The organism is Providencia sp. PROV200 (genome assembly GCF_049901995.1).
GTDB classification, from domain to species: Bacteria; Pseudomonadota; Gammaproteobacteria; order Enterobacterales; family Enterobacteriaceae; genus Providencia; species Providencia rettgeri_E.
Genome location: NZ_CP096307.1, coordinates 512,100 through 523,503, shown reverse-complemented (window position 1 = coordinate 523,503; position 11,404 = coordinate 512,100). Strand labels below are relative to the sequence as shown.

General features: G+C 40.6%; 9 protein-coding genes. 4 read left to right on the top strand and 5 right to left on the bottom strand.

The genetic code is table 11. From position 1 onward, the window contains the following. Window positions 1-34 precede the first annotated feature (34 nt). From M1E86_RS02280 to M1E86_RS02260, 5 genes are all read right to left on the bottom strand, one after another. Window positions 35-1,309: a bifunctional O-acetylhomoserine aminocarboxypropyltransferase/cysteine synthase gene (locus M1E86_RS02280; protein WP_140172597.1), complete on the bottom strand. Its 1,275-nt coding sequence runs from the start codon at window positions 1,307-1,309 to the stop codon at window positions 35-37. Window positions 1,310-1,595: 286 nt separating this feature from the next. Further along, window positions 1,596-2,855 carry an aromatic amino acid transport family protein gene (locus M1E86_RS02275; RefSeq protein ID WP_125892970.1) on the bottom strand — a complete coding sequence of 420 codons (1,260 nt, stop codon included), beginning with the start codon at window positions 2,853-2,855 and terminating at the stop codon, window positions 1,596-1,598. Between the two features lie 276 nt (window positions 2,856-3,131). Continuing rightward, window positions 3,132-4,490, bottom strand: coding sequence for an anaerobic C4-dicarboxylate transporter DcuC (gene dcuC / locus M1E86_RS02270; RefSeq protein ID WP_102139170.1), 1,359 nt, complete (start codon window positions 4,488-4,490; stop codon window positions 3,132-3,134). A 251-nt stretch (window positions 4,491-4,741) separates the two neighbouring features. After that, window positions 4,742-5,197: a regulatory protein RecX gene (locus M1E86_RS02265; protein WP_125895254.1), complete on the bottom strand. Its 456-nt coding sequence runs from the start codon at window positions 5,195-5,197 to the stop codon at window positions 4,742-4,744. A 520-nt stretch (window positions 5,198-5,717) separates the two neighbouring features. Then, window positions 5,718-7,175 (bottom strand): DUF4026 domain-containing protein, encoded by a 1,458-nt coding sequence (locus M1E86_RS02260; RefSeq protein WP_213914410.1) that lies wholly within the window; start codon window positions 7,173-7,175, stop codon window positions 5,718-5,720. A gap of 253 nt (window positions 7,176-7,428) precedes the next feature. On the opposite strand from M1E86_RS02260, the gene M1E86_RS02255 reads away from it, so the two are divergent. The 4 genes from M1E86_RS02255 to M1E86_RS02240 all read left to right on the top strand — a co-directional run bounded on the left by M1E86_RS02255 (window position 7,429) and on the right by M1E86_RS02240 (window position 11,139). Next, a complete protein-coding gene (locus M1E86_RS02255) occupies window positions 7,429-7,611 on the top strand; it encodes a hypothetical protein (protein WP_102139173.1) in 183 nt (60 codons plus the stop codon). Window positions 7,612-7,847: 236 nt separating this feature from the next. Continuing rightward, window positions 7,848-8,849: a hypothetical protein gene (locus M1E86_RS02250; RefSeq protein ID WP_213914411.1), complete on the top strand. Its 1,002-nt coding sequence runs from the start codon at window positions 7,848-7,850 to the stop codon at window positions 8,847-8,849. Beyond that, window positions 8,849-9,994 (top strand): BamA/TamA family outer membrane protein, encoded by a 1,146-nt coding sequence (locus M1E86_RS02245; protein WP_213914412.1) that lies wholly within the window; start codon window positions 8,849-8,851, stop codon window positions 9,992-9,994. Before M1E86_RS02250 ends, M1E86_RS02245 begins: the two co-directional genes overlap by 1 nt. Then, entirely contained in the window at window positions 9,994-11,139 is a 1,146-nt protein-coding gene (locus tag M1E86_RS02240; protein WP_213914413.1) for a DUF4056 domain-containing protein, read from the top strand. Before M1E86_RS02245 ends, M1E86_RS02240 begins: the two co-directional genes overlap by 1 nt. Window positions 11,140-11,404 lie beyond the last annotated feature (265 nt).

Sequence of the window (11,404 nt, the reverse complement as noted above, 5' to 3'; positions counted from 1 at the left end):
CACCATAACCGGTTATTATTCATACAACGTAAAACTATTTGGCAGCAGCTAACGCCTGTTCAAGGTCTGCTAGAATATCATCAATATGTTCTATGCCAATTGATAAGCGGATCATATCCCGAGAAACTCCTGCCTGCGCTAACTCTGCATCATTAAGCTGACGATGTGTCGTTGACGCAGGGTGGCAGGCAAGAGATTTAGCATCACCAATATTCACCAACCGCACAATCAGTTTCAAAGCATCAATAAAGCGCGCCCCAGCTTCTTGGCCACCTTTAATACCAAACGACATAATACTTGCTGGCTTGCCATTCATATACTTTTGCGCCAGACCATGTTCAGGGTTACTCGGTAGACCTGCATATTTCACCCACTCTACTTGTGGATGATTTTCGAGGTAGTTCGCCACTTTTAGCGCATTTTCGGTATGTCTATCCATTCTTAGCGCGAGGGTTTCTAAACCTTGTAAAATCAAGAATGCGTTAAACGGTGATAATGCAGCCCCCGTTCCGCGCAATGGTGCAACTCGGCAACGCGCAATAAAGGCCGCTGCGCCAAAATGTTCGGTATAACTTACGCCATGATAAGCCACATCTGGTTCTATCAATAATGAAAAACGATCTGGGTAATCTGTCCATGGGAACTTACCTGAATCAATAACCATTCCGCCAAGTGATGTTCCATGCCCACCGATATATTTGGTCAATGAATGAACCACAATATCCGCCCCATGTTCAAATGGACGGCATAAATAAGGGGTTGCCACGGTATTATCGACAATCAAAGGCACGCCATGGCGGTGCGCAACTTCAGCCAGTGCCGCAATGTCAACAATAAAGCCAGCCGGGTTTGAAATTGACTCGCAGAATATGGCTCGAGTCTTGTTATCAATCAGCGCTTCAAGTGCTGCTAAGTCATCATGCTCCGCAAAACGCGTTTCAATGCCTAAGCGCGGTAGAGCATGAGCTAATAAGTTATAAGTTCCACCATACAATTTAGCAACAGAAACAATGTTGTCCCCTGCTTGTGCGATGGTTTGGATCGCATAAGTAATTGCTGCCATACCAGAAGCAACGGCCAAGCCAGCGACACCACCTTCAAGCGCAGCTACTCGTTGCTCTAGAACATCATTCGTTGGGTTCATAATTCGCGTGTAAATATTACCCGCAACTTTTAAATCGAAGAGGTCGGCACCGTGCTGAGTGTCATCAAAAGCATAAGAGGTGGTTTGGTAGATTGGCACGGCAACGGACTTAGTGGTAGGGTCAGGAGAGTAACCGGCGTGAATCGATAATGTTTCTAATTTCATTCTTTATCCTTGTTACGACACACTGGAATAGATACAGCCAGAGGTAGTGATTACGTTATTATGATGCTGTGATAACCTTAGATATTACCTAAGCCGCTACATCGAGCAACTACTTGTACTTGAAATTATTTCACATTGATAGATGTGGTGAGGGTGATTATCACGCTATTCAGATTAAAAATTAGTTACATTAATGTCTATCCTTATAACCTATTTCATATTGATATAAAAAAAGCCACAACCCTTACAGGCCATGGCTTTTCTGCTTATAAAGTTTTATTTGTTTTTATGAAAATGCACCATAAATAACTGAAGTAATAGAGGCCAGCCCACAAATAAAGGTGAAGATTTGAGCAGGCTTTGACGTGCTGAACTTCTTCATCGCAGGAACAATATTCATCGACACGACAGGTAGAATAAACAGAATAGCGGCAATCATTGGTGCCCCCATCGTTTCAATCATGCCTAAAATACTCGGGTTACGAATAGTCACAATCCACGTTGTAATCACAATAAATAACATGGAAGCTGTTTGAATTTTCTTCACAGAGAAAGAAGAACGGGACTTAATTAACCCAACTAAGCCTTCGTGAGCCCCTAAGAAGTGACCAAAATAACTCGATACAATCGCAGCAAAAGCAACTATCGGCCCTAAATAAGACAAAATTGGCGATGGGTTAATATTCGCGATATGTGATAGCACACTAATATTCTGTTCTTTCGCAACGGCAAGCTCTGCAGGGCTTAGTGATAAGACCACAGAGAAAACGAAAAACATCACAAAGCCTGTCAGCATTAATGCTGCACCACCCGTAATCATATCTGTTTTCACAATCGCATTATTACCAAACTGCTGACGTTGGTCTTTAGTAAATTGGCTGATAATTGGGCTATGGTTAAATGAGAATACGATTAGTGGGATCGCCATCCAAACAATCACAGGCATTGCACTCCAATCAGGAGCCACCTCTAGCATTGACGTATTCCATTCAGGAATTAAATACAATGATAAAGCTAATAAAATGAATACCAGAGGGTAAACCATTAGAGAAGTAAGCCTTAGCATAAGCTCACGACCAAATACCACCCCTGCAGTCATTGCTGCAATCAGCACCCCAGACAGTAACCATCGTGGCAGCGGCTCTATTTCGAGTTGATTTACCAAGAATGAATCAACGGTATTTGTGATACCTACACCATAAATCAATACGATAGGGTAAATAGCAAAGAAATAAGCAAACGTTATAATATTTGCGCCTACTTTACCAAAGTGCTCTTCTACCGTATCTGTAATATCCGCATTTGGATTTTTTGAAGATAAAACAAAGCGTGCTAACCCTTTATGGGCTAACCAAATCATTGGTGTTGCAATTATTGCTAATATTACTAATGGCCAAAACCCCCCTGCACCCGCTTTAATTGGCAGGAATAGAACTCCTGCCCCTACGGCGGTACCGAATAAAGAAAGTACCCAAGTAAAATCCTTATAGGTCCACTTACTAACAGGTTTATCTGCTGTATCTACTGTTTTTTCAATTGTGCTCATCTTGTGTTCTTCATCATTAACGTTATTAAAATAAGATGTGCAGATTTTGCATTAAATAATCAACAGTGCCTAATTTAATCACGCTATTTTTTTCAACTTTTTGGTGTAGATCTCGTTAATAACGTAAAAAAAATAAATACCACGTAATTATTCTGTGAATAAATAATTTTGCAATTAATTAAAAAAGTAAATTTTAGATATAAAGTATTTAATTTTTAATTTGAAAAATGGCTGAGCCATTTGCTCAGCCATTTTTTTACCTGAAAAACTGAAGTTTTATAGGTAGACGGGAACTAATATTTCTGTCGCAATCACCACCACAACCAATCCAACTAATACTGGAATTGACGTTCTTTTCACCACTTCAAAAGGAGAGATTTTTGCCATACCAGATACAGCTACGACAACCCCTGATACAGGCGATAAAGTCCGCCCTAAATTAGAGGCTTGCAACATTGGGATCACTAAATAAGCAGGATTGACGCCCATTTGTTTTGCTAAATGAGGGATTAGCTCAACAAACGCATAGAACGGTGCATTTCCCGAGCCCGTTGTCATCGCGGCTAACATCGTAATCACGACCAGCGCAATCATCATCACAATTGCACCTGAACCAAATGATTGTGCGAGGTCAATTAGCCCTTTGATGAAACCAATGGTGCTTAAACCCTGCGCAAAGACCCCAGCGGCGACTAACAACATCACAACCGTTGCAAATGCATCAGCCATTCCTCTATAACAAACTTCTAAGCCACCATAGACGTGTTTCGCGCTAAAACTGCGTAAAAACTCAATGACTGCAGCTAAAATAATGCAGCCAACAATAATCGTAACGATATGCAATTCAGGCGCCCATTTACCATCAAACACTAAAACACCGATAATTGGCGTAAAAGGTAAGATAGCGTAGAAAGCAGGTGCGTGTGTTTTGATTTCATTGACGTCTAACATTTCTGTTTTGACGTTCTCTTTTCTGTCTAAATAACGTTGCCAGAAGAAGTGCGCAATTGACATTGCCACAATGGCAGCAATAGAAATCGGTAAGGTCGTTTTAAATGCGAAGTCGATTAATGGCATTTCAGCCGCTTTTGCCGCCAAAATAACGTCACCGGATGTTGGCGCTAAAATAATTGCCGCTGGCGATGCACAAATTGCCGCTGCTGCACCGCGGCTGATCCCGACATTCACCATAACAGGGAATAACGTCGCCATCAGTAATACACCAAGGCCTGTCGCAGAGGAAACCGCTAACGACATCAAGCATGCCACAATATAAGCGGCAACCATCAACAAATAGGGGGAGTTGATCATTTTTAATGGCTTAGAAGCGATTTTCACCACAACATCATTTGCCCCAATGTGAGTCATATAAGATGCAAACCCACATAACACCATGATCATCATGCCAAGGTCGCCACCTCGGCTCATTAATAGGAATTTTATGTATTCCAGAATATCTGTTACGCGCCACCCCGTCGTCGGAACAGAACCTGGTAAAATACTTTTACCCATAATCGCAGTAATGATCAGAAGTAAAATACCCCCTGTCATTAGCACACCCGTTGCGGAATATCCTTTTATGATATAACGCCCAACTCCAATGGCGACAATAACGCCGATTAAGAGCTCAATCATGTATTTCTCCTGCCTGTCTTATTTTGTAATTATAAAAAATCACTCTGCCTAATCATTAAGCAAAATTCACTGACTATGATCATATCAACAGATGATTTTTAATATAGAAATACGTTAAAACACAAGAGGAATAAATAAAAAATCTCTTTTAGGCAGCAGTTTACAGCCGATATCTCCATATATTAATAAAGAATAGGAAGATCAGCTTAGTTTAGCTATGCCATGTTTTTCACATTAAGGAGGGAAATTGATTAACTAAATAACTCATAAATCATATCACCAAAAAAACCGCGATATTGTAAATAACGAATTTGCTTACTTTTTTCTTTAAAATCTTTAGGAATATTATCCCCAAATTTCTTACTACGTACCAGTGCGGCCTTTTCAAACCAATCTACATCTATAGTGGCAAAATGTTTTTCCACAACCGTTTCAGTGAAACCTTTCTGTCGCATTTCTTGTTTTATCCGCAATGGCCCATATCCCTTGCGCAGATAACCTTGCATTAATAGCCCAGCAACACGGTCATCATCAAGAAAATGTTGCTCACTTAGCCTTTCAAGCACCAATTCAATTAAAGACTCATCGATAATGCCGTCATTTTTCTCATACATACGCCGTTTCATACGTGCAAATAGCTCAGCTTTCCCATAATCACGGCGGGAAAGCATAAACAAGGCGTATTGGTAAAGCTCGGTTTCATTCATGGCGTTAAACTTTCATCATTAAATTGGGCGCATTGCACGCCCAGTCTAACATAAACCTTTGTACTCTAGCTTGAATAAGCATGTGACTCGACTGGCTGAACGCAGTCAACCCCTATGCAGCTTGAATCGTGACGCGTATGTACTCTAAATAATTCAAGTTGCATGTAGGCGACAAACGAAGACAGACCGATGAGCATACATAAGTATGTGATTCGGCTGGCTGAGTGCAGTCAACACCCATGCAGCTTGAAGTATGACGAGTATGTACTCTAAATAATTCAAGTTGCATGTAGGCGACAAACGAAGACAGACCGATGAGCATACATAAGTATGTGATTCGGCTGGCTGAGTGCAGTCAACACCCATGCAGCTTGAAGTATGACGAGTATGTACTCTAAATAATTCAAGTTGCATGTAGGCGACAAACGAAGACAGACCGATGAGCATACATAAGTATGTGATTCGGCTGGCTGAGTGCAGTCAACACCCATGCAGCTTGAAGTATGACGAGTATGACAAGTTAGTGAACTTGAGCACCACTCAACAATTTATATATCGTATCCGGGGTATAACTGCCGTCTTGGAAATAAATTGTCCAGTCCGTAATATCGTCGCGCGTTAATGGGTAAACTTCCCCTTCTTGCATATTTTTCACATAAAAAGGATGATTAATTAAACGCCCTTCAAACTGGTCACCATTCCAAGAAACAGGTTCAAACCACATATGTTCATGACCATCGAAGTCTTCTTCTGCGTCATGATAGCCAATACCGCATTTCACTAAAAAGCGCCATTCTGAATCTTCAGCTTCCTCGTTTTTACCGAGGAATTTGGCAAAGAAACCTTTCTTCTGAGCCACTGGTTTTGGCCCGTAGTTATCTAACATATGCGTGAAATATTCCCACCGTAATTTGGCTTTACGGGACATATCAGCAGTTTCTTCATCGGTACGCATAAACATCATCGCGTTTTGGTCTTCAAAGCCTTCAAAGAAACTTTCTAATACAGGGTTTTCTTGTGTCACACGGAACAACATCGCGGATGGGTGCTGATGAGATTCATCTCTATCATGCCAATCTCCCATAAAGCGCTCTGATGACGCATCTCCAAACTCGAAATTCATCTCTTCAAGTGGCTTTAAGTCATCAATTGGCGTTGATTTACCCACGTGCAACAGACCTTCTTCAAACGGAACGGCAACTAAATACTCATAGCCTGCTTGGGTTTGCCCAATAAAAATGGGTTCATTAAACACGATTTTTCCGTGAGTAATACTGTTATTTACGAAGCTCCAAAACAGTTCGGGAATACCATAATAAGAAGCGATCGGGTGAGGTATAATAATTTCCGCTTCAGATAAACCACAGCGAGCTAAACCATGCGTGTGGAACCAATACATGGTCGGCGCCCGCTCTTCTTCTGGCTTGTCTTCGTTGTCTTCTTGGTCATAAATGGCATGAACAACATACAAAGAATCAATACTTGGCATTAAATCATCAATGAGTTGGAAATTAAGCCACTCACGGGTAAATACTTTCCCTGCGGCAGAAATATCCAGACCCAGTAATAAATCGGGTACCAAGATTTGAATGACCTTTAACTGCTGCAGATAATTGACTAATGGTTGCCCTTGAAATAAGCACTCAACAATCACCGCTTGAGGGGCTGCGCTTGCCTCTGCGTACAGTTCAGGGCTGATTGGGTCAGTGGCAAAATAAGGGTTGATAGTATATTCAGGATCGCTATCCACTAAAGCGATATAAAAACGTAATTCTTCCTCACCTTTTTTACAGCTAAAGAAAAAGCCGCCGTCCTCTGGAATATAATCTATTTCACCATCAGTAAAATACGTTTGCTCTTCTAAGCGTTGCTCAAGCAATAAAGACGTCAACTCAGAACCTGGGATAGCAACCATCATGGATGCTTCTTTCTCACCCTCACCCACTGCTGTATCAAGGTAATATTGTTTGTTATTCATTTTCAGACCTATTAATAAGTGACTCTGGCGAGGATATCAGCTTATATTCATTAAGAATATTGTGATTATTCTTAACAAATAGAGATTGTGATTTGATCCTCCATATTGTAACTAAGTTAATAAATAATCATTATTCGACAATCAGTTATTCTACTTTTCATACTGTATTGACTGAGGCACAATAATGCTCTTTCTTTAGTTTGCTTTAAATTGATAAAGCAAAAAGTTCTATTTCAATAAAGGTAATTCAAATATGGCTGATTTAACCAAAGCACAAAAAGAATATGTCGATGACCTCGCAATGCAACGCGTTTTCGATATGAACAGCGATGAAGTGTTGGTCAACGCCTTAGAACAAAAAATTCACCAAATGGAAGACCATTTGAAAGCCTATTTTCATGAGCGAGTTAAATTTCATCAGCAAACTAAAAAATAGCCTTTACCAGCTCAGTGCCGATGCTGTTTATGATATCGGCACCTGTTTTACCCCTTTCGGGCGGTAATTCTTAAATAAACAATAAACACACATTTATTTAGGTTTAAATATCAACAAAAAAGCATTAAGCGCCATCTAAAAATGGACCTCTAATGATAGAATTCTATTTATCACTGTACGACTAATAACAATTTATCTATTACACTTCTCTTTTGTCCAAATATTGAGCCAATTTTATGAAACGCATTCAATTCAGTACTGCACTGATCCTTTCTTCTATCATGAGCATGTCTGTGAGTTTTGCTGATAGCGATCGCCCATTATTTTCAGTCTCTGTAAGTGAATCTGGAGTACCCCAAAATAACAGCGAAGGCGGCATTACTCGTTCTTCTACCTCAGAGTCACGAGTACTGCCGATTTGGGGCGATGAAGCCCGTGCTCGAGGGTATGATGTACCGGAACCTTTTGGGGCAAGTTATGGTTATATGAATCTCCGCCAAGACATTATCGTCGATAAGATTGGCTTTAACTCTGATACACGATTAGGACAAGGCCTTCTTTCTAACATTTTAGTTGAAACAGGTCATACCCGAGAAAAAAATGAATCACATATGCTAAAGCTGGATGCTTGGGTTCTACCATTCATGAATATTTACGGTGTTTATGGAAAAACAAAAGGTTCATCTAAAACTAATATCTCTGGTATATATATGAAAGGGCAACCTAACCCAATGTGGGAGAACTTACCTTTTTCATTGGATTTTAAAGGAAAAACATACGGAGGTGGGGTAACCTTTGCTGGTGGATATAACCAATTTTTTGGAACATTAGACCTAAACTACACTAAAACAAACCTTGATATCTTAGATGGTGATATTACCGCTTTTGTTATGACACCCCGTATTGGATACGAATTTGTGTTCGAGCCATTGATTAGTGGTCAAGGGAATACCAAAGTTCAAATTTGGACTGGTGCCATGTACCAAGATATCACTCAGCGTTTTAAAGGTGACGTTAGTAAATTGAACCTTCCCGAAGAACTTGATTTCTTCATGAATGATCCTGCAATGAAACCCATAGTAGGCAATGTTAAATTCGATGTTAAACAGCATCTTGCCCATAAATGGAATAATACCGTTGGTGCTCGAGTTGAACTGACTCGAAATTTTAATGTATTAACCGAAATCGGCTTTAACAACCGTAACAGCTTCTTTATTTCTGGGGAATTCCGTTTTTAATGTGGCATTCGGCAATTATTCAAAGGCTGGCCTTGCTCAGCCTTTTTATTATTTTTCCTGCTAAAGCTGATTTTCTTCCTGAGCGCCAGCAAATCGACGGCTGGCTAAACGATCTCGGTGGGGAAAATAGCTTTGATGAAAGTAAAACTGTTGATTGGGGCATATTACCGGGGCCATTTTATACCCCCGAAATGGGCATTGGTATTGGCACCGCTCTGGTTGGTTTATATCGAATAGATAAAGAAGATAAACAAACCCAGCCATCTTCTATTGGATTAAGCGGTTTTGCATCGTCTACAGGTGCATTTGGCTTAAATTTTACCAATTACAATTTTATTGATAACGACCAATGGCGGTTATTTGTTTCCGGTACCATTAACAATATTCCCACTTATTATTGGGGTAAGGGATATTCTGCAGGGAAAAACGATCACAATAAAGAAAAGTACCATTCCCAAGAGTTCCAAATAACCCCAAGAGCCTTATACCAACTGGCTGATTCTACTTATGTTGGGCTCGGTTGGAACTTTTCGTCAATCAACGCCAGCGATCCTGATGATGGCGCCAAACATTATTTCTCCAATTCAATTGGGGGTCGCTCGGTATTAAATTCAGGCATCAGTGCATATTACAGTTATGATACTCGTGATTTTTTGCCTAATGCCTACCAAGGACAAGCTTTCGAAGTAGTTTATACCTATTTTGCCCCAAATCTAGGGAGTGACACTCGTTTTCAAACCACCCAATTGCAATATGCGTACTATCATCAGTTAGCCGAAGAGACTGTTATTGCGTTCGACAATTATGCAAGGTTTTCAAGCGGAAATGTACCGTGGAACCAGCTATCATTACTCGGTAATGGTAACCGTATGCGCGGGTATTACGAAGGCCGCTATCGTGATAACAATATATTCACCAGTCAAATTGAACTTCGCCATAAACTCGATTGGCGCCATGGTATTGTGGGTTGGTTAGGAACAGGAACCATGAGTGATACGGCGTCCGAATTAGGCCAAGGGCATTGGTTACCCACCGTTGGTGTAGGCTATCGTTTTGAATTTAAACCAAGAATGAATGTCCGTTTAGACTTAGGTATCGGTCGTAACAGTACTGGGATCTACTTTCAGGTTGGGGAGGCATTCTAATGTTCAAATGGGTTACCCCAATAGGGATTGCACTTTTATTAGCCGCCTGCCAAAGCCACGACAAACTAGAATTGCCCACTATTGAGCCAGTCGTTACCCCTTATACCGTTGAGGAGGCCTCACAAGCATGGCCTGTTATTACTTCCTTAGCCCCTCCACAAGGTTTACGGGCTTGCTGCGCTTTTGGCTACAACTTGCAAGCTGAACTATGGGGACTCCCAGTGCCGTTTTACACTATCGATAATATCGTTGAAGCGGATAGCCTTGGTGAACACCATTATAATGACAGTTTTTTAGGTGCCTCTGCTGCATTAATGGGGCTCAGTAATGAAAAAATAGGCTTACTCTATACAGATAAAAGCGGGTTTATTGATATTTCCCATGTCAGAGATACTGCAGATTATACTTTTTACTTATTTAGCCAAATTTATCCACGCCTTGGTCAACAATGGTCGCTGTCTCTTAATGAAGAGCTAGCGGATAGGCAAATACATTTCAGTGCATTTGAACCACCACAATCTGCTGAGCAGCGTTATACCCTAAGTGCCTATTTAGCTGCAAAACTAGCTTTCCAGCTTGCTGTATGGCATGAAATTGCGCAGTGGTATGGTTATCAATCTGTACCCGGCTTTTCTGAAGGGATCTCTGCATTTTCTCCTGAAGACCTGTACTCAAATTTACTCGGTTCTCGTCTGGCCTTAACCTTGATCCTACAAGGCCGAGCAAGCTCTTTAGCCACTTACTCTCAGTCTATGGAAAATATTCTTCCGCTAGCACTTCACCAGCTCGGTAGCAAAGATAGAAAAACCACGCGGAAAACATTTGATAGCGTTGATGGTTTGTGGTGGAACAGTTACCGTAGGGTACCGGAGAAATTTCTTGTTTTAACAAGAGATTACCATACAAGTGACCAACGTTATCCTTTGATGCCCCCACAAATTATGCCATCTGAAGGTTTACGTTTAACCTTGCCCGATCGCTACCTCAAATATGATTTGTCATTACTCGCGCAACTGCGCTTGCTCCCTACTGACAATATGAAGCAACTTCCCAAGCCTATCTCTTATTGGACGGTGGCAGATTTTCCACAGTTGGCGGAAGATGCGAAGCAACAAGATTTACTGCAACAAGTTTTAAAACCTTAATCAGCAGATTTGTGATATCTATGTAAATCGCTTTATCGGACTTTGTCCTAACATTACTGCACTTAGAATTTTAAGTTAAATGTCACTTTTTACTCATTTGCAGATAATAATGTTATTTCACTTTTACCGCCTCGATAGACTTTAATAAAACGATGAAGACCTCATTTTGATTAAAAAACAGCCTTCTGATTGCTTATTTTTCAGACAAAATAACCCTACAATAACTACATGAATTGTACTCTTTTTAATCAAATTTAGCTTAAGT

Excerpts from the sequence above, each read along its gene's own strand:
- M1E86_RS02280 (WP_140172597.1), bottom strand. The coding sequence starts at position 1,309 with ATGAAATTAGAAACATTATCGATTCACGCCGGTTACTCTCCTGACCCT.
- M1E86_RS02275 (WP_125892970.1), bottom strand. The coding sequence starts at position 2,855 with ATGAGCACAATTGAAAAAACAGTAGATACAGCAGATAAACCTGTTAGT.
- dcuC (WP_102139170.1), bottom strand. The coding sequence starts at position 4,490 with ATGATTGAGCTCTTAATCGGCGTTATTGTCGCCATTGGAGTTGGGCGT.
- M1E86_RS02265 (WP_125895254.1), bottom strand. The coding sequence starts at position 5,197 with ATGAATGAAACCGAGCTTTACCAATACGCCTTGTTTATGCTTTCCCGC.
- M1E86_RS02260 (WP_213914410.1), bottom strand. The coding sequence starts at position 7,175 with ATGAATAACAAACAATATTACCTTGATACAGCAGTGGGTGAGGGTGAG.
- M1E86_RS02255 (WP_102139173.1), top strand. The coding sequence starts at position 7,429 with ATGGCTGATTTAACCAAAGCACAAAAAGAATATGTCGATGACCTCGCA.
- M1E86_RS02250 (WP_213914411.1), top strand. The coding sequence starts at position 7,848 with ATGAAACGCATTCAATTCAGTACTGCACTGATCCTTTCTTCTATCATG.
- M1E86_RS02245 (WP_213914412.1), top strand. The coding sequence starts at position 8,849 with ATGTGGCATTCGGCAATTATTCAAAGGCTGGCCTTGCTCAGCCTTTTT.
- M1E86_RS02240 (WP_213914413.1), top strand. The coding sequence starts at position 9,994 with ATGTTCAAATGGGTTACCCCAATAGGGATTGCACTTTTATTAGCCGCC.